This window comes from Streptomyces sp. NPDC005784 (assembly GCF_042871525.1).
GTDB lineage: Bacteria > Actinomycetota > Actinomycetes > Streptomycetales > Streptomycetaceae > Streptomyces.
In genome coordinates, this window is sequence record NZ_JBIAIQ010000051.1 from 16,214 (window position 1) to 42,260 (window position 26,047).

Consider the following 26,047-nt stretch of genomic DNA (forward strand, 5'->3'; position numbering starts at 1 on the left):
CTTGTGGCCGCGCCCACTGGGGCGCCAAGAACCTTTGAGGAACGGGATGTTTGGCATCTATCTCAAGCGTGAGCTGAGCCGGCGCAAGAAGGCGGCGCTGGTGATCGCCCTGGGTCTGGCGCTCGGTATCGCCCTGGTCATCACCGTCAACTCGGTGTCGGCCGGCATGCAGCAGGCCCAGGACAAGGTCCTGAAGTCGCTGTACGGGCTCGGCACGGACATGACGGTCACCAAGACCCAGACGGCGCCGACGGGCAACTCCTCGGGCCGCCCGAAGTTCGACTTCGACGCCAAGTCGAGCAGCAGCACGACACAGAGCTCGGACCGGGTGATGACCCAGGGCGGACAGTCCCTGAAGTCCTCGCTCGTCACCGAGGTCGCCGCGCAGAAGGGCGTGGCGAGCGCGGTGGGCGCGCTGAGCCTGAACGTCACCAAGGTCAACGGCTCGTTCACCCAGGGCAAGGCGAAGTCCTCGACCTCGACCTCCGGCCAGCAGGGCGGACCCGGCGGCCAGAACGGCGGCGGCAGCACCGGTGCGCCGCAGGTGCAGGGCGGCGGTGCCTCCTTCGACGTGAACTCGTACTCCGTCGCGGGCGTCGACGTGACCCACCAGGACCTCGGCCCGCTGGCCACCTCGAAGATCACCACGGGCAAGACGTTCACGGCCGCGCAGACCTCCGCGAAGGTCGCGGTGCTCAGCAAGTCGTACGCCAAGCAGAACAAGTACACGGTCGGCAAGACCTTCAAGATCTCCGGCACCAAGTACACGGTCATCGGCATCGCGACGCCGGACAGCAGCGAGTCGACCACCGACGTCTACCTGCCGCTGAAGCAGGCCCAGACGCTCGGCGACGCCAAGAACAAGGTCACCACGATCTACGTCAAGGCGACCGACTCGAAGCAGATCGCCACGGTCAAGGCGGTGATCCAGAAGAACATCTCCGGAACGACGGTCACCACCTCCGCCGACCTCGCGGACACCGTCTCCGGCTCGCTGTCCACCGCCTCGAACCTCGCGACGAGCGTCGGCAAGTGGTTGTCCATCGCGGTCCTGATCGCCGCGTTCCTGGTGGCGGCGCTACTCACCTCCTCCGCCGTCTCCCGCCGGGTGCGCGAGTTCGGCACCCTGAAGGCACTCGGCTGGCCGTCCCGCAAGGTCACCCGGCAGGTCGTCGGCGAGTCGATCGTGAACGGACTGCTCGGCGGCGTGCTCGGTATCGCGCTGGGCCTCGGCGCGGCCTACACCGTCACCGCGATCAGCCCGAAGCTGACGGCGGAGCTCGGCTCCACCGGCGGCGGTGGCGGCATGGGCGGCGGCCCCGGCGGGGGCGGTCCCGGCCAGCAGGCGGCCTCCGCGGCCAAGAACACCATCGACATCGCCCTCACCGCGCCCGTCTCGGTGACCACCATCGCGCTCGCCGCGGGCCTGGCCATCACCGGCGGTCTGATCGCCGGCGCGATGGGAGGCTGGCGCGCCTCCCGGATGCGCCCGGCGGACGCGCTCCGCAGCGTCTCGTAACCCGCCCCGGGCCACACCCCTTGAGCCGGGGCGCCGCGTCCACTCCCCCCGGGCCGCGGCGCCCCAACCCCTTCATCCTCGGAGAACCTCATGTACAAGCTCACCGGCGTCACCAAGCGCTACACGCGGGGCAAGGAGACGGTCGAGGCGCTGCGCGGCGTCGACCTCACGATCGAGGACGGCGACCAGCTCGTCATCCAGGGCCCCACCGGCGGCGGCAAGTCGACGCTGCTCCAGATGATCGGTGGTCTCGACCGGCCGACCTCCGGCAGCGTCGAGCTGGACGGCGTGGACCTCGCCTCCATCAGCGAGGCCAAGCTGACCCGGCTGCGGGCCGAGAAGATCGGCATCATCTTCCAGTCGTTCAACCTCATCCCGACACTGAACGCGCAGGAGAACGTCGAGACCGCTCTCGTCCCCCTCGGGGTGAAGCCCGCCGAGCGGCGCGAGCGGGCCGCCGAGGCGCTCCGTTCGGTCGGCCTCGGCGAACGGCTCACGCACGTCCCGACCGAGCTGTCCGGCGGTCAGCAGCAGCGTGTCGCCATCGCCCGAGCGCTGGTCAAGAAGCCGAAGGTGCTGCTCGCCGACGAGCCGACCGGCAACCTCGACGAAGGCACCCGCGACGACATCATGGGCCTGCTCGAAGGGCTGTGGCACGAGTACGGGCTGACCTTCATCATGGTCACCCACGACTCGTCCATCGCCCGCCGCGCGCCGCGTCTCGCGACCATCAAGGCCGGGCAGATCAGCCTGACCGAGCAGGGCGGCGCCCGCCGGGCCGCCCCTGGACCGTCCGCCCAGGAGCCGGAACAGCAGCAGTACGCGCAGCAGTTCGGCGCCGCTCAGGGCTACTGACCCACGGCGGCCCCGACCGCCCGTGCACGCCGCCCGGAGCACGCCCCGGCGCACGCCCCCGTACTCGCTCTGCCGCGCGCCTTCGGTACGCACCTCCTTGAGTGCCTCCGGCGCGCCTCTCCCGGGCCGCTCACCGTCCGAGCACGCCGTTCGACCCCGGTCGACTGCGCGGCGGTGAGCGGCCCTTGGCGATCGTCCGCGCGTTCTCCTCGGCCCGGGCGACCCGGCGGAAGCCCTGGACCGGTGCCACGCCGGTACGGCGGACGGTTACGCCTGGCCGGTACGGCCGACAGCTAAGCCTGGCCGGTCTCGAAGCGGCTGATCCTGCCGCCGTCGTCGACGATGAAGCTCCACTTCGTCTTCATCTCGCCCCAGGTGTCGTTGCTGTACCGCACGAGGAGGGAACGCCCGCCGTTGGACTCGTTGTCGACGTCCATGTGACCGCGGGAGGAGAAGATCTCCCGGTCGGTCCAGTCACCGAGGTCACGGTCGGAGCCGTCGTCGGACATGGTGGCGCCGGGTGCGAGAAGCGCCTCGAAGGCGTTCCGGTCGTGGGCGTTCACCGCGGTGACGAAGGCCCGGACGGCCGGGTCGCTGAGTTTCGCTACCGAAATCGTCATGGGAGCCAGACTCACACCGGTCCCCAACGCCCGCCACCCGAACGGCTGCGTGGGCAGGCCGGGCCCCTCCTATCGGTGCGACGGTGGACACCCGGGAGGGAACCGTTGCCGCTGTCTGCACTGGGAGTCACCGTGACCTGTATCGACCGGCGTGATCTGGGACTGCTGCTGCTCCGTCTGAGCACGGGCGGCGTACTGGTCGCGCACGGAACGCAGAAGCTGTTCGGCTGGTTCGGCGGAGGCGGCATCGAGGGCACCGGCGCGGCCATGGAGGCCATGGGCTATTCGCCCGGGAAGGCGAGCGCCAGGGCGGCGGGCCTCGCGGAGGCGGGCGGAGGCGCCCTGCTGGCGCTGGGACTCGCCACACCCGCGGCCGGCGCCGCGGCGGCCGGTGCGATGGCGGGCGCGGCGGCGGTGCACGTACCGAACGGGTTCTTCGCAATGAACGGCGGCTACGAGTACACGGCGTCGCTCGGCCTGGCGGCGGCGGGCCTCGCGGTGACGGGTCCGGGACGGCTGTCCCTCGACCATCTGATGGGCCACGCGGTGAACCGCGGCTGGATGGTGCCGATCGCCCTCGGTACGACGGCGGCGGTCACCGCGGTCGTCGTGGGCACCCGGAACAAGCGGGTGCGCAAGGCGCGGGAGGGCGAACAGGAAACCCTGTTCGACGAGTAGGAGTCGGCCCTCCTGACGCGGGGGAGGCTGGCCCCATGGCTGATCACGCTGCGGATGACCCGGCCGGGCACACCGACGCCGACACGGCGGGGCGTGCCGCCGACGCCGGCATCGCGATGTCTGCCGCCGACGACCCGGTCGGGCGCACGGCCGACACCACGGTCGAGCCCGCCGCCGACACCCCGGTCGAGCGCGCCGCCGGTGAAGACGTCCAAGACGTCCAAGACGTCTGGGACACGATCGACCGGCTGCACGCGTGGCTGGACGCCAACCGGGCGCACGACGGCCGGGAGGGCCTGCTGCTGCGTGTGCTGAAGCTGTCGGAGGAGGTCGGCGAGGTCGCCCAGGCGGTGATCGGCGCGACGGGCCAGAACCCGCGCAAGGGCCTGAGCCACACCTGGGACGACGTCCGGTCGGAGCTGTGCGACGTCATGATCACGGCGATGGTGGCGCTGCGCACGCTCGCGCCGGACGCGCGCGAGGTCTTCACCGCCCACCTGGCGTCCGTCGCCGACCGCTCGCTCGGCACGGCTCCAACTCCCTGACGAGGGAGGGGAGTCAGCGGCCCGGTTGGGCACCCTGCCTGCGGTGACCGGAAGTGTTCACTCCGCGGATGCGTGCGCGCGGTGTGGAGTTGGCGATCACAGCTCAGCCTTCTCGTCGACGCAGAGCCGACGAAGGGGTCCCCGTGCAGGACTACGTTTTCTCCACAGGCCGCAGGACAGTCGCCATGATCGGTGGCGTGCTGACACTCACGGCCGTGGGTCTGGGAAGCCAGGCACAGGCGGCGAGTTACGGCACGCCGAGCCTTTCGCTGTCGGCCACGTATCTGTCGGGCGCGGTGGGCGCGACCGCCGATCCGGCCGTGAACGTGACCGTCGCGCAGAGCGGGGCCGACGCCGGCGCGCTCACCGTCACGGTCACCAAGAGCAGCAAGACCGCGGTGGCGACCACGGCGGACGTCAGCGTCAGCGGCACGGGCGCCACCCGCAAGGTCGTCGTAGCCGCGCGCGGCGAGGGCTACACCGACCTCACCGTGAAGGTGACCGGGGTCGACGGCCAGACGGCCACCAAGACGCTGCACTACGCCGCGTCGGCCGCCGTCCAATACGCCTCCGACAGCCGGTACTTCACCGGTTCCAGCGACGCCTCGGCGGCCGTCGACGCGGGCGGCGGCTACACGGTCGTCGCGGACGACGAGTCCAACGTCCTGCGTCTGTACGACCGTTCGGCGTCGGGCGCTCCGGTCAAGACCTGGGACTTCTCCTCGAACATCGGCGCCTCCAAGGAGATCGACATCGAGGCCGCCACCCGCGTCGGCAACACCATCTACTGGACCGGCTCGCTCGGCAACAACAAGGACGGCGAGTACAAGGCGGACCGCAACACGGTCTTCACCACGACGGTGACCGGCTCGGGCGCCTCGACCGCCCTGACGTACGGCCGTTCGTACAAGAAGCTGCGGGACAACCTCGTCGCCTGGGACAAGGCGAACAACAACCGCTACGGCTTCGCGGCGGGCACCGCGGACGGCCAGATCCCCAAGGAGATCAACGGATTCAACGTGGAGGGCCTGGAGTTCGCGCCGGGCTCGACGACCACGGCCTACGTCGGCTTCCGCGCCCCGCTCGCCCCCGCGGTGACCGGCGGCAAGGCCCTCATCGTGCCGGTCACCAACTTCGACAAGGTGCTGAGCAGCGGCACGGCGGCCACCTTCGGTACGCCGATCGAGCTCGACCTCGGCGGTCTGGCGATCCGCGACATCCGCAAGAACGCGTCGAACCAGTACCTGATCGTGGCCGGTTCCTGGGCCGCCGACGACAACTCGGACCCGTACGCCCTCTACTCCTGGGACGGCGACCCGGCGCACGCGCCGGTCAAGCGCCTGGACCTGCCCACCTCGGACCCCGGCGGCTGGGAGGCGATCGTCGACGTCCCCGACCTCACCGTGTCCGGCGCCCGCGCCCAGCTGATCACCGACGACGGCTCCGCCGATCTGTACGGCGACGGCACGGAGGCCAAGGACCTCACCCACAACGAGTGGAAGAAGTCCCGCGCCACCTGGTTCACGGTCACGAACTGAGGCTGCGGGAACCGGGCCTCGTGCCGCCCGGACGGCGGCCTGCCCCCCGACCGACGGTCGGGGGGGCAGGCCGCCGCGCGTCCATGCCGCGAACTGCTGCACGGACGGAAGCACAGCCGGAGTCCAAGGGAAGAGAGCCGGAGTTCCCCCGGATATGCCGAAGGGCCCCGACCCAGGTCGTAGGACCAGGTCAGAGCCCTGAAGGCAGACGAGTCGGGCTGTACGCCGGGTATTCCTGGAGCACCTTTCTGACCTGCGGCTTTCCGGGATCGGACCGGCTGTGACCTGCTAGGACGGGTTGCAGAGGCGATCGGAGGCAGTCAGAGGAAACCGCTCTGATTCGACCCCGATTCGACCCGGGCCGCTCAGAGCCAGTCAGAGGCAATCCCTCTTTTTCTGGCTCTCTGAGCAGCCTGGGTCGGTCGGAGGCAATCAGACGCGGTCACTCTGCCAGCCGACCGAATCGGTTGGAGCCAGCCAGAGGCAACCACCTCTGTACTGGCTCCTCCGAGCCGGCCGGGCCTCAGTCGGTCGGTACGAACTCAGAGGCCTGTCTCTGATTCAACCCCGATCGGCTGTGACCTGCTAGAGCATTCGACCTGTGTTTCGACGCGGGCCGCTCAAAGGCAGGCAGAGGCCTTCCGCTCGACCATGATCGAGCTGCGATGGGGACGCCTGCCTCCATCGGAGCCAGGCATACGAAAGCCCCCAGGACGGCACATCCTGGAGGCTTCGCTGGCACCGATTGGAGGTCGGTTCCGGATATCACCCGTGGTTTTAGCGGGCCTGGGTGACGTCCATGTCTTTGCGAGACGACTCCAGAATGCCATACAAGACGCCCCCTCCGCACTACTCACAGAAGGCTTCACGTCCGGCAAACTCCCAACCAGAGGCAGTCACAGGCACCCAAACCTCCCCGCAGGGACTCGCTAGCCTCTCCCGGGCCGCGGCTGATCTGGTCCTTCTCGGAGACCTCACTGGCCGTTACGCGGCGGGCAGCTACAGCAAGCTCGATCGCAGCGGGCGGGTCATCCACCGCGGAGATCGCCAGGGTACGGCCGAGCACGGCCACCGGATTACCGCGGCTATCGCCTGCCACGTTGCCCGCGCCGGGGGCACAGTCGACCAGCTGACAGGCCTGGTCATGCACCCGGATCACGAGGGTGGCAGGCACACGCAGAGCATCGCGCTGCGTTCCGGGCAGGCACGAGCCCTTGCGTACCTCCATCGGGTCTGGGACAGCGCCTGCGCAACTGTCGGCAACACGACGGAGGTTGCGTCTCGCCAGGATGTCCACGAGGACCTCGCCGCTCTTCGTGACCGGGTCGAGGTCACCCCATGGCGTGGGGAGCGCGGACGCACCGCCTTGCGAGTGTTGCGGGCGCATCTCAACTTCGCAGAAGTCGCTGGCGGCCGTCTGCACTCCGCAAGCGAGCGCCAGACCGCAGAGGAGGCCGGGATCTCCCGGCAGACCCTGCGCAAGGCGTACGAATCCGTCCTCAAGCCCGGTGGGTGGCTCCGCCGGCTGAGGGTCGGGCGCGGCAAGGAGGGCTCCTCCTGGTACCTCGGCAACGGCCCGGGGAGCGTCCTTTCTCGCTCGCAGACCACTCAGTTCCCCCCCGCCCCAGCGCTTGAGGAGTGGTCCACTTCCGAGACAGCCCTTTCAGCCGACATCGACTCCGCCGTCATCGGCCACCTGATGTCCCACGATGCCTTCGCTCAGCACGCGCTTGGTAGCTCCGCCCTCGTGATCATCGGGGCCTTGCACTCACGCCCGGCCCAGACAGTCGGCGAACTCGTCATCACCTCGTCCGTTTCCCGCGCCACTGTTTACCGGACCCTCCACCGCCTCGCGAGCCACGGCCTGGTGCAACACGTCGGCGAGATCTGGACGCTGGCTCCCCGCGCCTTGGATGGCTTCGGTAACAGCCCTCTGAAGGCTGTTACCGAGCCAGAAGTCGTGGCCTCGCGTGGGTGGGTGATCGCCCTCCAGTGCGGAACCGCGGGCCTCGCCGCGCGCCGAAGGGCACTCCACGCGGCCGAACGCGCCGCCTATCGAGCGGTGTTGGACCGGCGCGCGGAGCATCGCAGCACGGCTGTGGTGATCGTTCGTGACGGCCGCCAGGTGCTCGTCCCGGCGCCCCGCCCTGACGAGATCCCCTCCACTTGGCACAGGCCAGACGGACATGTCGTCGATCCGCTCACCGGCCGCGCCGCTCCCGACTGGCGGATTGCCACGGATGGACGGCTGATCCTCATCACCCCTGCTGACCAGCGCAGTTACGACGAGCTGGCCGCTGCCCATGCCGAAGCCCTCATTGAATGGGAGTCCGCAGCATGACCCGACAAGCACCGACCACGCCTCCCGAGGGCGGATCGCCAACCCCGCAGGCCTTGCACGCCCTGTACGAGTCCGGCGCCACGGTCGACGAACTCGTAGCCGACAGCGGCCTGTCGTACGGCACGGTCCTCAACCGGCTACACGACGCCGGGACCGAGATGCGCACGTCATGGCAGACCCGCCGGCTACGGGAAAGCCCCGAAGCCCGTCAGCATCTCGCGGCCCGTCTGCGCGCGCTCTACGAGAAGCACGGTGCGACCCTCACCGAACTCGCCACGGTCGGGGGAGAGACGAGGCGCTCTGCCCGACGCCTGCTGACCGAAGCCGGCGGTACCGTGCGCACCACGCGGCAGACGGTGCGGCTGCGCTCCGCAGCGCGAGCGGCTGAGCGGCAGAAGCTCGCGCTCTCACTGCGAGCGCGGTACGAGGGCGGAGCCACGGTCCCGGAGCTTGCCGAGGACTGCAACTTCTCCACAGCCACGGTCTACCGGCTCCTGCATCAGGCCAACACGCCCATGCGCCCCCAGCACCGTCATGGTCCTGCGGACCGGACGAGGAAGCGGCCATGAGCACGCTGGCCCTCCCTGATGTTGTCCGCGGTGCCGCTCGGCTCAAGACCCCGCCCATTCACCATCCCGGCTACAGGGGCGCCGCAAGAGCACCCCCTGTCCCCAATGCGGCAGCGCCCACCTCGTGTCGACGCCGTCGACCACCCACGCCAAATCAACGCACCTTTCCAGTTTCAGGAGATCAAGCACTCGTGAACGAGACCACCCGTCACAAGACCCTGGCGGCGGCTACAGCCAGCGTCTGGGACGCCTTCGTCATCGTTGTCGGCATGCTCAAGGGCGGCACCGGCAAGACCACCTCTGCCTGGTTCATCGCCCTCTACTACGCCGTCGTCCTCGGCCTGCCGACGCTGCTGCTGGACGCTGACGCCACCAGCCAGTCCGCCTACGACTGGTTCAAGGTCGCCCAGGCCGCCGGCTTCGAGATCCCCGAGCACCTGGTGGTCGAGCGGTACCCGTTCGACGACATCGCCGAGTACATCCGTGAGAAGCGGGCCGAGTTCGGCGCGATCGTGGTCGATGCCGGCGGCGGCAGCGCCCGCATCTTCCACGAGGCTGTTACCGAGGCGAATCTGCTGCTCGTGCCGGTCGCTCCCACCAAGATCGAGCGCCGCAAGCTCGTGGCCACCTTCGACGAGGCCGAGCGTGCCGCCGCCCGCAACGAGCACGGCGTCACCGCCCACGTCGTGATGGTCAAGGCCGACGACCGCACCAGCCTGCCCAGCCGGGCAAAGGACCAGCTGCTCGACCCCGGCGAGGGCGAGGGCATCGGCCCGGACCGCGACGAGCCGTTCCCGCTCGCCGAGACCACCATCCACTCCTGGGTGCACTACATGGAGGCCTTCGGCGAGGTCCCGACCGAACTGAGCGAGTACGCCGAGCTGATGAAGGAGCTGACAGCATGACCGACCGCATGAAGCCCCCAGCCCGCCGCCCGGGCGGTCGTACCTTGGGCGGAGCCAAGAAGACGGCCCCGCCTCCTCCTCCCCCGGCCGCCGAGCTCACCCCCGAGCAGTTCGCCGCTGAAGAAGCCGTCACCCAGGCTGAAGGTCAGCCCGCTGCCAGCAACCCGCGGGTTGAGCCCATTCCTTCCAGCGCTCCCGTCGAGGATTCGTCACAGGGCCAGACGGGTCCGGTCGAAGCGACACGGAGCGTCACCCAGCCTGCCGTCGAGGCCAAGCCGAGCGACCCTGCCCAGGAACCCGCCACCCGTCAGGCAGCCCGCTCAGTCGTCGCCCCCGAGACGGAGACAGAATCCGCAGGTGAGCCAGCGGAGCAACAGGTACCGCCTGCGGTTCCGGCTCCCGAGCCCGCAGCACCTGAGGTCCAGCTCGCGCAGCCGGCCCCGCCTGTGGCTCAGCCCGGCTTGTCCCCCGTGACGTCCGCGCCTTCCCCTGCGGCTCCGTCCGCCGAGGTGGTCGTTCGCCCTGCAGTTTCTCCGGCAGCAGGCGGTACGGCGTTCCCGGTGAGGGCTGATGGTCCGGCCTTTCACCAGGAACAGGAAGCGCGAGCGCATGAAGCGCCCAGCGAGGGCACGCCTTATGCCCACGGTCCCGGCCGCCCCATGGACATCCCCGAGGCCGCCGTCGTCCTTAACCAGCGCATCATCGCGCGCGAGAGTCTCGACTCGTCGGTCCCCGCGGCGCTGAAGCTGAAGAAGCGGCTCAAGCGCTTCGCGCTGGACAACGAACTCGACCACCTGCCCATCGGCGACATCGTCTCGGTCGCGCTGGACGAGTGGCTCACCGCCCGCGGCTTCTGACACGCCGTAAGGCACACGGGGTGTCCGCGAACGCTCAGCTCGTTCGCGGACACCCGTCCCCCCGACTATTCCACTAGTCGACTAGGCGGCTAGCTAGTCGACTAGTGGACCGGACCGGAGCTCCCTATGCCCGATCTCTCGTACCACGCCCGCCAGTTGCGCGAAATGGCTGACGCTCTCGATGCGCAATCCGAAGACACCGAGGACCCGTTGGCGCCCCACCCAGACACTTTGGAGGTCATCAATGGCCGCCACACCAGTCGCGGGCAAATCAACTACGCCGTCCCTGACGCTCTCCAACTCCAACGGCGGATCCGCCGTTTTCACGCGGACCACGGTGTCCAGCACGGCGACATCGTCGCGATAGCGCTCGACACATTCCTTCGTGCCAAGGGCTATCCGCCCGACCTCCCCTCGGCCAAGGCGGACGCCTCGTGAGCGGAGCATCCGATCAACTCCTGCTGGAAGGCATCGATCTCCGGCCCTATCCCGTGGACATTCACGCCGAGCAGCTCTCGCTCCTTGGGGAGCCGATGCCGATCCGGCTCCCTGCGGGACTTTGGCGTGACTGGTTGAGCGACGAGGATGTTGTCGCTCGGTTCGAAGCGAAGCGCTATGTCAGACCGGCGAGCCGTTGCGCTCCGTGGTTAGGTGCAGTCTCTTCGACCGGCCATGGTTCCTTTCGGGCCGCGAGCCTTCCGGGGCCGTCCCGGCGCGGAACTGTGCCAGCGCATCTGTTCGCCTACCAGCTCGCGCACGGAGTGATAGATCGCCCTGGCTGGACGGCTGCCGAAGACCCTGTCGTGTGTCACACGTGCGACCTTCACGGCTGTACTAATCCGGCCCATCTTCGGCTCGGGACGGCAGCTGAAAACCGCGCGGAGTGGTCGCTGCGCCGAGGCAATCCGCACGGCCCTCTGGCAGATATCCGCGGAGCCGCTGGGCGGACACGGGCCATCGCCGAGGCTATTCGTGCGGGGCTCCGAGCGGGAGAGTCCGCCTCGAAGATTGAGCGCCGAATCCAGGCGGCCGAGGAAGCAGGCCTCCCGCTCACCCTCTGGTGACGTGCTCGGTGCCGAGGACGCGGTGTTGTCCTACATGGTCTGGTTCACGTTGTGGGCGTGCGCTATCGCCAACGCCGCAGCCTCGGCGAGGGTCTCGGCGACCGGCAGGCCGCTCTCGCGGAGGATTTCGGAGTGCGTCAGGCCGCCGGCGTACGGCACCGGGTGAACGCGATTGGCGAACGCAGCGCGGATGTCATCGACGGCATCGCCGATGACCACGATCGGACGGTCCCTGATGGTCTCGCGCAGCATCGCCACGTGCTTGGCCAGCGGCTGTTTTTTACTCCTGGCGGACGGACCCGTCCGTCCGTCGACCCGCAGGAAGAGGGATGTGATGCCCAGGTCGGAGATCTGCTGGGTCAGCCCGTTGTGGGCGCTCAGCGACAGCACGGAATGGCTGCAACCGCTGCGGATGAGTCTTGTAAGAAGGTCCTGGGATCCAGTCATGAGCTGGGCCGACGGCCGTCGGGAGTGGTACGTCTCGAAGGCCACGCTCGCGTTCGCTCGCTCCCGATCGGTCAGAGCGCGGACGAGTATGGCGGCGCACAGGGCGGGGGCTGATGTGGCGAAGTGGCGTCGGACCGTGTCGAGATCGACCGGTTCGGCGCCCAGAGAGGCCAGGGCTGCGTTCACCGCTCCGACTTGGTGCTGGAAGTCGTCGGCGAGGGTGCCTCTCCATCCCCACACCATGTGCGGCCGGTTGAAGTTCCGTGGCACGGGAAGCGCTTCCTCTCTTGATCAGATGAAGGGTACGGCGGTGTTTGCAGCAAACGGAACATCAGCGGTGCTGATTCCTGTGAAGATCTGCTGTGAGATCCCTGATAAGGCTGTAGTCCTTCTCGATCGCCTCGGAGTCCTCATGCGCGAGGACGATCTCGCACGTTTTCCCACCAGGTCGGAGGGCCGCAGTCTGGGATATGAGCGAGTTCGGATCCTTGTCCACGCACGCTGCTGTAGGCAGCGCGGCAAGGTCCTGCAGCAGTTGCGGCCCAGACCCGCCCCGCTGCTGGGCGTCCACGTAGATCCGGCTCACACAGATGTGAGGGCTGTTGCGGTTGCTGCGGTAGGTGAAGAGGCGTCCGTCGAGGGTTGCATCGATCGGGTCGCGGTCAGTGATCTCCCACACGGCCTCATCGGCACGTGATCGGTGGGTGACGGCGCTGGCGGACAGCAGGACTGGTCCGCGCTCGGGCTCGAAAGCGAGGTGGCATGACGTCGGCCCCGACGCCACGCCGAGGGTGTCCAGAGCGCGGCGCACGTATGGCGACAGCCGGCGGGCCAGGAGGCTGCGTCGGTGCACGAGGTCGGTTCGGTCGAGCAGCCCCGTTGAAGCGTGAAGGTGCGTCCAGATGCCGGTAACAGCGTGCTGCGGACCGTCGGGGCCGAGCTGCGTGACGCTGTCGACGACGTACTGCCGCCCCTCCACACGCTCTTGCAGGATGAGGGAGGCGTTCCCGCTGTTGCGGTAGGCGGCCTCCTGGAGCTGCGGCCACACGGCGGCCATCTGGTGCCTGGTGTGGCAGTTGACCGGTCGTACGGGCAGGCCGATCGCGGCGGCGATCAGCTGGTAGGCCGACAGCTGATGGCGATCGGCCCATGCAAGGGCTTCGGTGAGGTGGGTGGTTCGCAGGCTGCGGGGTGCGGTGATCCCCGCCTGGGACAGGGCTGCTGATTGAATGCCGCGATCGGTCCGGAGGCGGGTCGATCCTGGGATGCCGCTGCCCGGGAGGCGGAGTTGCCAGGCGATCCGCTCGGCCAGCTCGACGCCAACTGGGCTTGCGGCCACCACGGCCTCGACGCCCGTCATCCTCAGCTTCTTGATGGTGCGGCGCAGATCGCCGTCGTACTCGATGACATCGGTGTAGGCCTCGTCGGCCGCAACGTCGCGGTAGGCAGGCGGCCTTGTGCCGAAGCCCAGGGTGACCGCGACGGCATGGCGTCCCCGGCGTGCGAGCGCGCTGGGGTAGCCGGAGCCGGCTTGTGGAGCGATGACGGCAACGCTCGCTATCCCAGTCGCGTAGGGAGCCTGCGCCCCAACCGCAAGACGGGCGGTGGCCATCGGGCAGCCTCCTGAGGAGATTGGTACGCGGACAGCGGGAGCGATCACTTTGTGCAGCTCGTGGTGTGGGCAGGGCGGGAGATGCGTACGGAGAGGTGGTCGGCGACCAGGTCCCGGCGTGTGGCGCAGTCGGCGGCCGTGCGGCCGGTGACGACCCAGTGCGCGATGCGGTCGTCGATGCTGGCGCGCGGTGCCGCGGTCACCTGGGCGCCGAGATCACGTGTCCAGACGAGCCGTTCCAGCCACAGCTGATCGTGCAGCCCGCCGTGCGCCTGAAGCTGGTCGATGTAGCCGGTGTGCTCGGGGTACAGGAAGCCGATCGCGGCGGCTTGCGAGCGTGTCGGGGCCAGGTCGGGTATGCCGCCGGCGGCGAGGGTTGCCAGTGCCTGGGGGAGGTTGACGCCGGTAGCCCGCTCGACGAGGAGCGGGATGAGGTCTCCTGCGGGGCGGCCGTTGACCTCGATCACCCGGGGACCGTCGGCGGTCAGCCGCAGCTCGATGTGAAGTACGCCCCAGCTGAGGCCGAGGGCCTGCACGGTGGCGGTCACGACGTCGGCGAGGACGGGGTCGGTGAGCAGCGGGTCCGCCGCGTCGACGCAGTGTCCTATCTCCTGGAACTGGGGTTCGGGGCCGAGGGACTTGCGGGTGACGGCCACGATTCGTACCTGTTCGGGGGCGAGGACCACGGTCTCCACGCTGATCTCGGGTCCCTGTAGGTACTCCTCGACCAGGGCGCCTGGCACGGACCAGGTCTCCAGTCCCAGCACGCTGTCCACCAGCGCGTGTTGGAAAGCGGCGCGTACTTCGTCGTCGCTGTCGGCCCGCAGGACTCCGGCGCTTCCCGCCCGGCCTCGCGGCTTGACCACGACGGGATAGCCCAGTCGACGGGCGATCTTCACCCCGTGGTCGGCGTCCTGCGCCAGGTGCGAGCTCGCCGAGGGAACTCCGTGCTGGGCCAGGAGGCTCCTGGTGGTGGCCTTGTCACGGCAGGCGGCGGCAGCCGTCGGGGTGTTGCCCGGCAGGCCGAGTCGGTGGGTGATCCACGCCGTGAGTTCGACGAAGTGCTCCATGTAGGTGGTCACACCAGCCGCGCCGAGTTGGACCGCGGCCCTCATGAGGACGTTCTTGGCGGCTTCTGGGTCGCGCAGGTCGACGGCCGCTTGGGCGGCGAGATAGGGGCGGGCCCACGTGGGCGGGTCCTGGTCGATGAGCACCACGGGTCGGACGCGGGCGATCTGGCGCAGGACGTATTCCCGGAATTCGGGTGCTCCGGCACCCAACAGCAAAATCGGGCGGGAACCTGAGGAGTTGTGGTCGCTCATGCTGCGTCTCCAGTGTCGTGGGAAAGGAAAGGAGGGGTACGTACTCCGGCTTCGATTGCGGTCAGAGCGCGCTGGCGCCAGGCCAGCGCGTAGCGCAGGCAATTCGCTTCGTTCTTGTGCGGGCCGCGGGAGCGCGGCAGACGGAATGTGCAGTCATGGGCGGAGATGCGACGGCCTTGAGCGGACCACGCGTGTGAGTCTGCGCTGCCCAGGCGGCATGCGACTTTCCGCAGCCCGGTGATTTTGAATCCGAATCCGTGGCATCGCCCGGGGCCGATGATTTCGGCAATCGTCTCGACGATCTCGGCTGCTTCTTCGGTGGCCTGGATACGGCAGACAGAGCCGATGCCGACGACCGGCTCCTTCAGTGCCGGAGCAAGGACTCCGGGGGCCACGGGTGCGGCCGGGTAGCGGGTGGTCAGCCAGTTCGCGGTCGGGATCGTCGCCAGGTAGCCCGACGTCGCAAAGAGGGCAGCCGTGAGCCGCCGAGCGCGGTGGCCGGTCACTGTGTCTCTCCGGGAGAAGAATGGTCTACAGGCGTGGAGGGGCTCATGACGAACCGTCATTGGCCCAAGGCCGGCTCGATGCGTCCAGCCGGGCAGCGGCCGGCGGAGCGGAAGGCTGTGCGAGCGCGAGGCCGTAGAGCGGTCCGGCGGTCCACCAGCGCGTCAATTCCAGTCCCCACAGGGCCAGTTCGCGACGCAAGACTTGTTCGCGGAACTTGGCCGATACCTCTGTCCGCAGCTCTTCGCCGGCCGTGAAGTCGACCGCCAGGCCGAGTGCGGGAATCTTGACGGTTTGGTCCGTGCGCGACCGCAGCCGCATCTCGATCCACTCGTTCGCCGCGTCCCACCGGACTACGTGCTCGAAGGCGTCGAGATCGAAGTCGGCGCCCAGTGCACGATTGAGCACGCTGAGCACGTTCTTGTTGAACGCCGCGGTCACGCCGGCTGCGTCGTCGTAGGCGGCGACGAGGGAACGCTCGTCCTTGACCAGGTCGGTGCCGAGCAGGAGGGCGTCGCCGGGCGAGAGCAATGACCGTATGGAGGACAGCAACGTGGCGCGCTCGCGGGGCATAAGGTTGCCGATCGTGCTGCCCAGGAACGCCAGGAGACGTGGCCCGGGCGTGCCCGGCAAGGCCAGGCCGGTGGTGAAGTCGGCAATCAGGGCATGGACGTTCAGGCCTGGGCGTTGTTCGACCAGCATGTGTCCCGCCTGGGTGAGCGCGCTCTCGCTGACATCCACCGGCACGTAGGTGTCCAGGTCCGGCATGGCGTCCAGCAGGTACCGCGTCTTCTCGGACGAGCCGGAGCCCAATTCGATCAGGGTGCGGGCGCCGGTCACGGCGGCGATGTCGGCGCAGCTGTCGATCAGCAATTCGCGCTCGGCTCGCGCCGGGTAGTACTCGGGCAGTTCCGTGATCTTCTCGAATAGGTCGCTGCCGTGTGCGTCGTAGAACCACTTGGGAGGCAGCGCCTTCGGCGTGCGTGTGAGGCCCCGCAGGACGTCGGCGCGCAGGGCGGCATCGGTGGCCTCCTCGGGCAGGGTTCGGGTGATCAGGAACGGGCTCACGGAAGGGGCTCCTTGTCCATTTCGAGGTCAGGCGTGGGAGGTTGGAAGTGCGGGCCCGCCGGGGTAAGGCGCCGTCGGGTGGTGGCGAGAATCAGCGCAGCGGCAGCTGCGCCAGCCGGGAGGAGCAGTTGGGTGTGGGTGAGGCCTGCCGCGGCCGTGCCGATCGCGCATCCGATGTCCAGGAAGGCGACCAGCAGGGCGTGGGCCTCCGTGGTGTGCCCGGGTGGTGCGAAGGTGCTGGTGGTGACGAAGCCCGCGCCGAGCAGGGGGGCTATGGCGAGCCCGGGGATCGTTGCCGCGGACAGCACGGTCGCGGGGCTTCCTGCGGCTATCAGGGGGATCCAGCCGACTGCGAATCCGGCGGACAGGATGATCAGGTGGCCGGCGGTGCTGCCCCGCCAGGCTCGTGCCCCGTAGGCGAGGCCGCCCAGGACCGCGCCGCACGACAGGGCGGCAGGCAGGCATCCGGAGAGCTCGGGGGCATCGAGCTGGTCGGCCGCTTCCACGGCCAGGGGGGTGAGAGCTCCGATGGTGACTCCGACACACGCCATCGCCACGTACAGCACCCGGAGGGGCGCCGAGCGGATCGAGCCGAGCCAATCGGCCGGTGCGGGCCGTGAGTTGGCGCCGTGAACGCGGGTGACCGGCGTGCTCACGAACAGGGCGGCGCCGAGGGCACCGACGGCCGCGGTCGCAACGAGCGCCCAGGAAGCAGACGTGGCCGTGACGATCGTGCCCACCAGCAGCGGGCCGACGATGTAAATGAGCTCCTGGGTCGCGGAGTCGAGGGCCAGCGCCACCCGCTGATGGGCGGCCGACGGCATCATCCCCCTCGCGCCCCAAAGCGTTCTGAGCGCTGCGTCCAGCGGGGGCCGGGCTGCCCCCGCGACCGTCACGCCGGCAACCGCCCACCAGGACCCCCTTGACCCGGCGGCCAGGGCGAGGAAGGCCGTGCTGCTCAGGGCGGTGCCCGCGGTGAGCGCACGCCTCTGCCCGTGGCGGTCGACCAGACGGGCGCTGAGTGGGCCCCCCATGGCGTTGGCCACCAGGTACACCGCGACGAGCAGGCCTGTCGGCATTCCGTCCCCGGCACCATGATCGGTGCAGAGGAGTATCGCCAGCGGGGCCATCCCGGTAGGCAGTCGCCCGATGAGCGACCCGCCCAGCAGCTGTGCCGCGTAGGGCACACACAGGACGTCGCGGTACCGAACGACGGCGAGCGTAGTTCTGCCTTCGGACGCCCGCGTGCTGTCGAGCAGGGTCATGGCTGGCATGCCGGGACATATCCGACGCTGCTGGCGGTGGGCGCAACGGGCGCCGTGGCCGCGGGGTGGAAGGCCTGTTCCCATCCGGGGGTGTTCCGCCAAGCGCTGTGGGCCAGGCAACGCAGCGCCCAGCCCATGGCGTCCGCCTCTGCGGTGGCGGGGTCCTGCAGGCCGGCCGCGCCGAGTTCGCGTTTGTGGTGCCACTCGGTGTAGAGGTCGAGCACACCCGCCGTGAGCTTTCTCTCGGCGAGGCAGCCGGTCGCCTCCACGTCGGCGAGTCGCTGGGCGAGGAATCGCGCGAAGCGCGTGTCGCGCTCGCGGGCCCACCCCTCATCGTGGAGTGTGGCGGTGAACCGAGGATTGGTCTGGGAGTGTCCGCGGGCCCGGCTCGTCCGGTTCGGCGCACTCACCGCGAATCCACCATCTGGTACTCGACGCCGAGAACCTTCGGCTCACCGGATGGTGTGAACTGGGCGAGGGCCTGTCCCTGGAACTCGTCCAGGATCGCCACGCGCGGGGTCTTGTTGAAAACGGACTGCTGCGAGCCAGGGTCGATCTTGACGTTACCGCTGTAGATGTAGCCGTCCTTGAGCTGCTCCATCCGGTTGTGCGCGGTGGGGAAGACCGCGAGCACTCCGCCGTCTCGGAGCCGAAGGACGTAGATCTTCGGGTGGGTGGGCTGGGTGGCTTCCCAGTGCAGCGTGGCGTACTTGGCGTTCTTGTAGGTGGTGCGCTCGCGGTAGGTGTTGACGGCGGTGCTGGTGACAGTGGTGCTGGCGAGCCTGGAGATGCTCATGTCGCCGGTCTCGTACAGGTCCTCGAAGGCGGCGGACACCTGCTCCGGGGCGAGGGTTCCCACGCGTTTGGTGGGATCTGCGGCCGTCGCGAGGCCGTGGTTGCTGGTGTCGACGGCGGGGATCGGGCTCTTGGGGTCGGTATAGACGACGGCGACCATCTTGAAGCGGCGGCCGGAGGTCTTGTCGAAGACAAGGAGTGCCGGAGACTTCGAGCCGCTGGCGATGGCCTTGACGGCGAACCAGGTCTGGCCCTGGGGGATGAAGTAGGAACGGTCCCGGTAGGTGAAGGGCTTCTCGTAGTACGCCTGGTCCTTCTTCGACCAGGTCGGGAAGAGCCGGTAGTCGGCCTTGGACTGCTCGTAGAGCTGGCCTCCTTCCACGGTGCCGAGCAGTGCGGGGTTTTGGATCTTGTTCGCCTTTGCGTTGATCTCCTCGTAGCGGTCGAGGATCCGCGCAGCCTCGGCGCGGGTCACCGCTCCGGTGGGTGCGGGGCTCGCGCTCGTCGTGGGGGCAACGGCCTTGTCGGGGTCCGAGCCGCACGCGGTGAGCGTGGCGGCCATGGCCGCGCTGACGGCGAGCAGGGTCAGGTGGCGCAGGCGCCAGGATCCGGGCGTGTGTCGCATCGTGCGGTGGTCTCCTTCTGCAGCGGTGGGATGTGACGGCATGTGGGCCAGTCCCGGCTCGTCTGCCGCCGTGCAAGGGCTGGTGTGTTCGCACGGAATCTGCGGCGGCGGTGGGAGCGCGGGCGATCGGTTGGTGACTTTTGGCCGGCCGCGGGGTGGTGGCGTGGGCCGACGGTGCGGTCGGCTGTCGCGCGGCCCGTCATACGGACGCTCGTGGTGTGCGGTGCAGGAGCGCGGCCAAGGGCAGGCAGAGGGCCGCGCCGAGCAGTCCGGTCATGAGGGTGGCCAGGGCGACGAGGTGATGGCCACCGAGGGCCAGGGCCCATCCGCCGAAGACGGGGGCGCACAAAACCGCAGCCGCGAGGGTCGTGCCCCAAATGCCCGCGTACACGCCCCGGCTCGACGGCGGCGCGATCCTGTTGAGGACATCGGTGGCGGCGACGAAGGCGAGGATCTCGCCGGGTACCGCCAGTACCGCGGCGGCGCCGTAGCCGGCGGTCGAGGAGGCAAGCCCGGCGGAGCCCATCCCCGCGCCGAGGATGATCCCGCTCGTGCCGAGCAGGCCCACCATCGGGGTGGGGCGCCTGGCTCGGCGTACGAGCCAGGGGTTGAGGAGGGGGGAGAGTCCGATCACGGCGGCGGCGCTGGCGACCTGGGTCCATCCGTAGGCCGTGGGCGGCAGGCCGTCCTGGGCCATCATCATCGGGAGGATGGAGAAGAGGGCGGCGACCGGGATCAGGATCAGTAGGCTCGCCAGCCACAGCAGCCACAGCAGGGGGTTAGTGAAGGCTTCCCGTTGCCCTCGTTTCCCGGGAGCCGGTCCCGGGCTGGGCGGCGGGACGACCCGAAGCGCGACTACGGCGAAGGTGGCGCACACCAGTGCGTTGCACCAGAACAGCACGGGGATGCCGACCGGCTCCGCGAGGGCTCCGCCGACAAGGCCGGTGGTGGCGGCGCCGAGGTTGACGGCGAAGTGCCGCCAGCCAGTGATGCGTGCGCGCCCCGGTTCGTCCGGGATGGTGTCGGCGACGACGGCGGACACGATCGGGCGGGGGGCGTCGTAGACGAGACCGGAGGCGGCTGCCGCGGCACCGAGGGCCAGTGGGGTGCGGGCCTCGGCGAGCAGCGGGAAGCCCGCAGCCGCCGCCGTCATGGCGCTGACGAGGGTGGCCCGGCGGCCGATCCTGTCGGCCAGCCATCCGCACAGGAGTTGGCCGGTGAACCAGCCGGCCCCCCACAGCGCCAGGACGGTGCTCACCGTTGCCGTGTCCAGGTGCAGTTCGGCCAAGCGATAGGGCAGGTACGGGTAGACGAATCCGGCGGCGCGCACGGCGAACGTCCCGATGAGCAAGGCCCAGATGACCGGAGGCCACCGCTTCGTAGCCGGGGCCGGGGGTGATGTGCTCAGTGGTTGCGGGGATGAGGCTGTTGCGGGCACCAAGACTCCAGGTAGCCGAAGGGCTGCGGCGCCTCTCGGCGCCGGGGCGGGAAACCGGAACAAGACGGCTGATCAGCTCCCGTAGTCGCGCGCAGAGCTCACTTGCGGCTGGACTCCCGCCGACTCCAGGCGTGTTGGTGCGAAGCCCGCCGCCTCACTCCGGTACTCGGCTTCGTCCAAGCCCCCTCCCGACAGCTGGCAGCCGGTGAGCCGGGCTGGCGGTCCGGGCGGGACACGGCCGTCGGGCATCGCCGAGTCGACCGTCGCGGTTCCTGCGGCCCCCATCGCCGACGGCTCTCGCTCTCGATGGCCGCATGGCGCCGACGGAAGGACGCCGGATGGTCGGCGAAAGAGCTGGGGCCGCCGTTGCCTGAGCAGTGCGAAAGCCTTCAAGCGAGTACTGCGCCGGTGTCGAAGGATGTCCACGGATGTCTCCGTATGAAGAGGAAGTGATACCTCTCGGTGGCTGATGCCGGTCTTGCGTGATCCGCCGTGGTGCCTCGGCGACCGCGCGGGTGCCGTGCGCCGTGACGTCTCGGCCAGACGTGAACCGGATGGCGGAGGGGGGGGCCCCCCCCCCGGGGGGGGGGCCCCGCCCCCGGGGGGGGGCGGGGGCGGGGGGGGGGGGGGGCGCCGGGGGGGGGGGCGGGGGGCGGGGGGGGGGCCGGGGCGGGCGGGGGGGCCGGGGGGGCGCGGGGGGGGGGGGGCCGGGCCCGGGGGGGGGGGGCGCCCCCCCCCCCCCGGGGGGGGGCCCCCCCCTCCAGGGAGTCGAGGACCGTACGGGGGGGTGAGGTCCTCGACTGGTCTGCGCAGTCGGCGCGTCAGCGGTACCGGAGATGCAGGTGTGCGTGTCCCCGCCGGTGCTGTGCATCAGGCCGCCCCGGTGTGAGCGGGTGGCACCGCGGATGGTCTACGGGCGCTTCGGGTAGGCCGGGGGCGGGGAGACCTCGTAGGGGTTGACGCAGTAGTAGATTGCGTAACCGCGCACCCGCTTGCCGTCAGATCGGCGTGTCACCGTCCCGCGGGAGTACCAGGTCTTCTCCTTGACCTTGTAGGCGAATTGGTCGACCCGGACCTTGTCACCCTTGTATCCGATGCCGACGACCGTGCTGGCCTTGCTCGGACTCTTGTGGAACTTCACGGCGCTGCACGACACCTTCATGGTCGCTGTGTCGTAGGCCTGCGCCGCCGGTGCAGCGGCCAGGCCCCCACCGGCGAGTGCGAGGCCGAGTACTCCTGCCGCAATCCTGCGGCGGTTCAGGACGATCAAGGTGGTCCCCTCACTGCTGCTCGGGCGGCATTCGTGGACGAGGACTCCTCGGAGCGCACCCCAACCTCGCTCGCGTGCATGGTGGCGGGCATACGGACGCCCCAACACCCACATCCATAAACACCTGTAGATGACAGGCCTCGACCATAGCCGCCGGGGCACGACAGGTCGACCCTGTTTCATAAACGCATGTAGATAGCGACTGTAGGGAGCGCCGAGAACCCAACGCCGAGGAGCCGAACCACCCGGCATCCGGTCCCGCCGACCGCCAGCCAGGAAGGCGACCCATTAGCCCGATATCTGCTAGATTCAAATAAACACCTGTAGAGAAAACAGCAAGGGCGACCTGCGGCTTCTCACCGTGTGAGAGGCTCACAGGAGGCAGCATTGACACCAGTGGACTAGACCTATCGGCGGGCACGGAGCTGCGCTGCAGGGGTGCTTGACGCGACCTGCCTACGAAGTGATATTCACGTGCGTGGATGGCGACAGGGTTCGCGCATCCCCCGCATAATGATCAAGCCTCACAGGAGAGGAGGAGGGGCCGACGATGCCCGGAACCGTCGGTGACGGCACCAACGAGCCGCCACGCACACTCGCGGAGAAACTGACATGGCTCCGCGAAGGACGTGCCCCCGAGGGCGGGAAGAGGCCGTCCTGGGAGACGCTGGCGAAGGAGATCACCGAGACGACCGGGGTTACGATCTCAAGCGCGTACCTCTGGGAGCTGGGATCAGGCAAGCCGGGAACGAACGTAGGCGTGAACCAACTCAAAGCCTTCTCCAAGTTCTTCGGTCGGCGCATCTCCTACTTCGTCGACGACGAGGTGGCCTTCGAGGATGACGCACAGGCGCAGCTGGCTCTCCTGGAGCAGTTGCGACGGCTGGGCGTCCGGCACATCCGACTGGAGAACGTGGAAGGAGAAGCCACCCCGGAGACGGTCACCGACCTCCTCGGCCGGCTGCAGACCCTCGACATCCTGCGTGACGCAGACGTCCGGGAACTCGCTCTGCAGGTGACCCACCTGACGACCGAGCAGCGTACCGCCCTGGCCGGCATCGCCCGCAGCCCCTCACTGCTCGACGCGATCCCCCGCACGGCCGGCCTTCTGGAAGCGGCAGCCAGGCTCACCGACGAGCAGATCACTTCGGCCACGCGTGCCCTCGGCCAGGCAGATGCGCTCGACGCCCTCCAGGACGAGGTTGTGTCCGAGATCGCGCGGCAGTGCCTCGAATTGCTTCCGTCGAGCAAGGAAGCCGTCCTGTCCATGATCGGGCAGCTCGGGCGCCTGGAAACAGGCAAGGCATAGGAGCTGGGCCGTTCCCGAAGGAACGGCCCCGCACTCCGTCTTGGAACTAGGTGGCGTCGCCGCCATCGCGGTACAGGCCCAACTTGAGGTATTCCGCGATCAGTTCACGCGGAAGCAGGGGCATCAGCCGGCATGCTGCGTCGAGTGTCTTCTCGTCCGCTTCTTCCACGGTGTCGGCTTCCGGCCCCGGCCAGCGGTGAACCCCCTCCGCAGCTGCAGAGATCGGGTGGAACAGTATGGTCCCGTCCTCGGCTGCGAGCCATACCCCGCTTGGAGCGTCACGCCTGCTCTCATCGCTACGGCGAACGAGGCCGTCTCCCTGGTCCCCGTCACGACGGACCTCATTATCTTCGGAAAGGTCCGCGAATTCATGGGCGCCATCCAGAGATTCCGCGCCTTGCGGATCCCTGTCCAGCACACCGTTCCGATTTTCCCGCCGGCGCCCGCCCGGCTCCGTCATCGCTATCGCCCCCGCGGTCTATTTTCGCCTTCTATACATTGCGCGACTACGGCTCATTCCCCGTTAAGCACACGCGTTCCTTCTCCCTGCCTGTGCGGGGCGAAACCTCGCTCGTCCCAGAGGGCCAACCACCCGTCCCGGCACACGATCCCAGGCACGGCAGCGTCGAGCGATCCGGCGCGCGGCGTCCCGGTCGATACGGACGATCGCCCTCCCCGCGTCTTGATTCCTACCCTTGCAAATATGCCTACGTCAACGACGAAACACAGAGAGTCGCACATGATGGCTCGTTTCTCACGTGGTGAGAAACAGGCCTATTGAACGCATCTCATTCGGTGAGAATACGGTTTCTTTTCTCAGTCCGTGAGAAACGAAGGGTGTTTGCAGGCACTCCACAGAACCGTCAACTCCGTGACATAGCCTGGCGCCGAAGGCATACCCAGATCCACAACCACAGGGAGAAGTGTGCGCGCCATCAGGATGGAGCAGTTCGGTGGTCCGGAGGTGCTGCAGGTGGTCGAGGTCCCCGACCTTGAGCCGCGAGGCGCCCATCACCTCTTGCGCGTGAGTCGCGCAGGGGTTAACTACGCGGACAAGCACGTAATGGGAAACAGCTATCTCGCCCCCGTGACGCTGCCTTACATTCCCGGCAACGAGGTCGTCGGCAAGACTGCGGACGGCAAGCGCTTCGTCGGCCTCACCCAAGGCGGCGGCTACGCCGAGCAGGCCCACGTCCACCGCCGCACCTCGTGGGAAGTGCCCGAATATGTGACCGACGAGCAGGCAGTCGCACTGTGCCTCCAGGGCAATTCGGCCTACCACCTGCTCCACACCGTCGCCGCTGTCCAGGAGGGCCAGACCGTGGTGATTCCGGCCGCCGCGGGCGGCCTGGGGTCCATAGCCGTCCAATTGGCCAAGGGCATCGGCGCGAAGGTGATCGCGCTGGCGAGCACCAAGGAGAAGCGGCAACTCGCCCAGGACCTCGGTGCGGACGCAGTCGTCGACTCCACCAGCGAGAACCTCACCGAGGACATCAAGGAAGCGGCAGGCGGCCCAGTCCAGGTCGCGCTGGAGATGACCGGTGGACCAACCTTCCACTCGATCGCCGCCGCCCTCGCTCCGAACGGACGGCTCGCCGTGTACGGATACGCATCGGGCCAGATGACGAACGTATCGACCAAGGTGCTGATGGAGCGGTCGATCACTGTCTCCGGATTCTGGCTGCCGACCTTGTTCCGCGACCTAAAGGCCCTGCCCACCAGCATGAACGCGCTCTTCGACGCCGTGCGCGCCGGCTCGCTTCGCCCGGTCCTCGGACAGGTCTATCCGTTGAGCGAGGCATCTGCCGCCCACACAGCTCTGGCCGCTCGCGCACACACCGGGAAGCTCTGCCTGGATACTGAGGGGTAGTTAAAAGCTCAAGTTACCCTCAAATTTCCCGACACCCGGAACAAGAGTGCGACGCGAGGCGTCATTCAACTAGGCGTCCATGTGAGGGATTTGGTGGGCCGCTCTCCGGCGGGAGTGGCCCACCCGTTGGGAGGTAGCGGGCTGCATGACTGGCAACGAAATCTCGAACACCTCGGAGACCGGATCTCGTCTCGTCGACCGGTTCATCCGAGTCCAGAAAGCCTTCGCTCAGCTGGGCGGGGATGTGCACGGCACCGGTGAGATAGCCCAGGCGGCTGGCCTGGACGACTCCACTACGTCCCGCATCCTGCAATCCGGCGTTTACGGCGGGCTGTTCGAACGGGTCGGCCGCGGCAAGTACCGGCTGGGGGCGACCGCCGCGCACCTCGGAATGCACGCTCTTGCGCACGCGCCGGCCAAGGACGACAGCACGCACGCGGTCCTGGAGGAACTGCGCGAGGCAACCGGCGGAGGCCTGGTCTTCCAGTACATGCTGGCTCCCTTCGGGGGCGCTCAGCGTCAGTGCATCGACATGGCCGTGGGCGATTCGGACCTGGTGGAACTCGGTATGACCGCCCTCGACATCCTGTCCGTCACCCGCTCGCTCCGCACCGGAGCCAGCGGCCGAACCATCCTTGCTTACCTCCCCACAACCCTGCAGGAGCTGGTGCTGGCCGAGCCAATCCCGGCCGAAGCAGGCCCCGGCGTCTACCGCGACGACAAGGAACTCCTCGTCTCGCTCGAAGGCGTCCGTGACCGCGGTTACGCCCTCGGCTACGAAGAGTGCATGCCCCTGTGGAATTCCTGCGCGGCACCCATCGTCTGGGGGGAAGCAATCATGGGAGCAGCGCTCCTACTCAAACCCGCCACCGTCATGCCCGAGGCGCCGGAGTCACTGATCGAGGCGACTAAGACGGCTGCGTCCAAGCTCAGTGCCAGACTGAGCCATCTGTCGGAGCCCATGGCCATGATGCTCGGAACGTAAGCAAAATCCCAGCTCAGAGCGCTCGCCGCGCAGGCAGGACGAGCTG

At 68.7% G+C, this 26,047-nt stretch carries 24 protein-coding genes and 1 pseudogene; 13 read left to right on the plus strand and 12 right to left on the minus strand.

The genetic code is table 11. The features are described 5' to 3' along the window. Positions 1 to 46: 46 nt before the first annotated feature. Together ACFYR3_RS40990 and ACFYR3_RS40995 are read left to right on the plus strand one after the other, a co-directional pair. Positions 47 to 1,519 carry an ABC transporter permease gene (locus ACFYR3_RS40990; RefSeq protein WP_389287213.1) on the plus strand — a complete coding sequence of 491 codons (1,473 nt, stop codon included), beginning with the start codon at positions 47 to 49 and terminating at the stop codon, positions 1,517 to 1,519. Between the two features lie 90 nt (positions 1,520 to 1,609). Further along, positions 1,610 to 2,374 (plus strand): ABC transporter ATP-binding protein, encoded by a 765-nt coding sequence (locus ACFYR3_RS40995; protein WP_356782364.1) that lies wholly within the window; start codon positions 1,610 to 1,612, stop codon positions 2,372 to 2,374. Positions 2,375 to 2,667: 293 nt separating this feature from the next. On the opposite strand, the gene ACFYR3_RS41000 is transcribed toward ACFYR3_RS40995, so the two are convergent. Continuing rightward, a complete protein-coding gene (locus ACFYR3_RS41000; protein ID WP_355848619.1) occupies positions 2,668 to 2,994 on the minus strand; it encodes a nuclear transport factor 2 family protein in 327 nt (108 codons plus the stop codon). 132 nt (positions 2,995 to 3,126) lie between these two features. Here ACFYR3_RS41000 and ACFYR3_RS41005 point away from each other — a divergent pair, with 132 nt between their 5' ends. From ACFYR3_RS41005 to ACFYR3_RS41040, 8 genes are all read left to right on the plus strand, one after another. After that, positions 3,127 to 3,672: a DoxX family membrane protein gene (locus ACFYR3_RS41005; protein WP_355848616.1), complete on the plus strand. Its 546-nt coding sequence runs from the start codon at positions 3,127 to 3,129 to the stop codon at positions 3,670 to 3,672. A gap of 116 nt (positions 3,673 to 3,788) precedes the next feature. Further along, a complete protein-coding gene (locus ACFYR3_RS41010; RefSeq protein WP_389287268.1) occupies positions 3,789 to 4,217 on the plus strand; it encodes a MazG-like family protein in 429 nt (142 codons plus the stop codon). Positions 4,218 to 4,402: 185 nt separating this feature from the next. Then, positions 4,403 to 5,755: a DUF3616 domain-containing protein gene (locus ACFYR3_RS41015; protein ID WP_356782384.1), complete on the plus strand. Its 1,353-nt coding sequence runs from the start codon at positions 4,403 to 4,405 to the stop codon at positions 5,753 to 5,755. Between the two features lie 1,144 nt (positions 5,756 to 6,899). Then, on the plus strand, positions 6,900 to 8,096 hold the full coding sequence (locus ACFYR3_RS41020; protein ID WP_389287215.1) for a helix-turn-helix domain-containing protein: 1,197 nt from the start codon (positions 6,900 to 6,902) through the stop codon (positions 8,094 to 8,096). Beyond that, the gene (locus ACFYR3_RS41025; protein WP_389287217.1) at positions 8,093 to 8,665 is read left to right on the plus strand and encodes a helix-turn-helix domain-containing protein; all 573 of its coding nucleotides are present in this window, start codon (positions 8,093 to 8,095) and stop codon (positions 8,663 to 8,665) included. Before ACFYR3_RS41020 ends, ACFYR3_RS41025 begins: the two co-directional genes overlap by 4 nt. Before the next feature lie 191 nt (positions 8,666 to 8,856). Continuing rightward, positions 8,857 to 9,570, plus strand: a complete 714-nt coding sequence (locus tag ACFYR3_RS41030; RefSeq protein WP_389287219.1) for a ParA family protein — start codon at positions 8,857 to 8,859, stop codon at positions 9,568 to 9,570. A gap of 659 nt (positions 9,571 to 10,229) precedes the next feature. Further along, positions 10,230 to 10,427, plus strand: coding sequence for a hypothetical protein (locus tag ACFYR3_RS41035; protein ID WP_389287221.1), 198 nt, complete (start codon positions 10,230 to 10,232; stop codon positions 10,425 to 10,427). Positions 10,428 to 10,553: 126 nt separating this feature from the next. After that, the gene (locus ACFYR3_RS41040) at positions 10,554 to 10,865 is read left to right on the plus strand and encodes a hypothetical protein (RefSeq protein WP_389287223.1); all 312 of its coding nucleotides are present in this window, start codon (positions 10,554 to 10,556) and stop codon (positions 10,863 to 10,865) included. A 656-nt stretch (positions 10,866 to 11,521) separates the two neighbouring features. Here ACFYR3_RS41040 and ACFYR3_RS41045 read toward each other — a convergent pair. The 10 genes and pseudogenes from ACFYR3_RS41045 to ACFYR3_RS41090 form a co-directional block, all read right to left on the minus strand. Beyond that, positions 11,522 to 12,208: an HAD family hydrolase gene (locus ACFYR3_RS41045; protein ID WP_389287225.1), complete on the minus strand. Its 687-nt coding sequence runs from the start codon at positions 12,206 to 12,208 to the stop codon at positions 11,522 to 11,524. Between the two features lie 61 nt (positions 12,209 to 12,269). Beyond that, positions 12,270 to 13,550 (minus strand): hypothetical protein, encoded by a 1,281-nt coding sequence (locus ACFYR3_RS41050; RefSeq protein WP_389287227.1) that lies wholly within the window; start codon positions 13,548 to 13,550, stop codon positions 12,270 to 12,272. A 44-nt stretch (positions 13,551 to 13,594) separates the two neighbouring features. Beyond that, positions 13,595 to 14,872, minus strand: a complete 1,278-nt coding sequence (locus tag ACFYR3_RS41055) for an acetyl-CoA carboxylase biotin carboxylase subunit family protein (RefSeq protein WP_389287229.1) — start codon at positions 14,870 to 14,872, stop codon at positions 13,595 to 13,597. Further along, positions 14,869 to 15,378: a hypothetical protein gene (locus tag ACFYR3_RS41060; RefSeq protein ID WP_389287231.1), complete on the minus strand. Its 510-nt coding sequence runs from the start codon at positions 15,376 to 15,378 to the stop codon at positions 14,869 to 14,871. The genes ACFYR3_RS41055 and ACFYR3_RS41060 overlap by 4 nt, the downstream gene beginning before the upstream one ends. A gap of 148 nt (positions 15,379 to 15,526) precedes the next feature. Further along, positions 15,527 to 16,444: pseudogene (gene egtD, locus ACFYR3_RS41065) on the minus strand (L-histidine N(alpha)-methyltransferase); the annotation flags it as partial. Further along, a complete protein-coding gene (locus tag ACFYR3_RS41070; protein ID WP_389287232.1) occupies positions 16,441 to 17,718 on the minus strand; it encodes an MFS transporter in 1,278 nt (425 codons plus the stop codon). The pseudogene egtD and the gene ACFYR3_RS41070, both read right to left, overlap by 4 nt. Continuing rightward, entirely contained in the window at positions 17,706 to 18,119 is a 414-nt protein-coding gene (locus tag ACFYR3_RS41075; protein WP_389287234.1) for a hypothetical protein, read from the minus strand. Before ACFYR3_RS41075 ends, ACFYR3_RS41070 begins: the two co-directional genes overlap by 13 nt. Next, positions 18,116 to 19,129, minus strand: coding sequence for a hypothetical protein (locus ACFYR3_RS41080; RefSeq protein ID WP_389287236.1), 1,014 nt, complete (start codon positions 19,127 to 19,129; stop codon positions 18,116 to 18,118). Before ACFYR3_RS41080 ends, ACFYR3_RS41075 begins: the two co-directional genes overlap by 4 nt. Before the next feature lie 199 nt (positions 19,130 to 19,328). Continuing rightward, positions 19,329 to 20,480, minus strand: a complete 1,152-nt coding sequence (locus tag ACFYR3_RS41085) for an MFS transporter (protein WP_389287238.1) — start codon at positions 20,478 to 20,480, stop codon at positions 19,329 to 19,331. A gap of 997 nt (positions 20,481 to 21,477) precedes the next feature. Continuing rightward, a complete protein-coding gene (locus ACFYR3_RS41090) occupies positions 21,478 to 21,837 on the minus strand; it encodes a hypothetical protein (RefSeq protein ID WP_389287240.1) in 360 nt (119 codons plus the stop codon). Between the two features lie 550 nt (positions 21,838 to 22,387). Here ACFYR3_RS41090 and ACFYR3_RS41095 point away from each other — a divergent pair. After that, complete coding sequence (locus ACFYR3_RS41095) at positions 22,388 to 23,146, plus strand: hypothetical protein (protein WP_389287242.1); 759 nt, start codon at positions 22,388 to 22,390, stop codon at positions 23,144 to 23,146. 46 nt (positions 23,147 to 23,192) lie between these two features. On the opposite strand, the gene ACFYR3_RS41100 is transcribed toward ACFYR3_RS41095, so the two are convergent. Further along, on the minus strand, positions 23,193 to 23,606 hold the full coding sequence (locus ACFYR3_RS41100) for a hypothetical protein (RefSeq protein ID WP_389287244.1): 414 nt from the start codon (positions 23,604 to 23,606) through the stop codon (positions 23,193 to 23,195). A 465-nt stretch (positions 23,607 to 24,071) separates the two neighbouring features. Here ACFYR3_RS41100 and ACFYR3_RS41105 point away from each other — a divergent pair, with 465 nt between their 5' ends. Further along, the gene (locus ACFYR3_RS41105) at positions 24,072 to 25,016 is read left to right on the plus strand and encodes a zinc-binding alcohol dehydrogenase family protein (protein ID WP_389287246.1); all 945 of its coding nucleotides are present in this window, start codon (positions 24,072 to 24,074) and stop codon (positions 25,014 to 25,016) included. Between the two features lie 145 nt (positions 25,017 to 25,161). Further along, positions 25,162 to 26,001, plus strand: a complete 840-nt coding sequence (locus ACFYR3_RS41110; protein WP_389287248.1) for an IclR family transcriptional regulator C-terminal domain-containing protein — start codon at positions 25,162 to 25,164, stop codon at positions 25,999 to 26,001. The last annotated feature ends 46 nt before the right edge of the window (positions 26,002 to 26,047 follow it).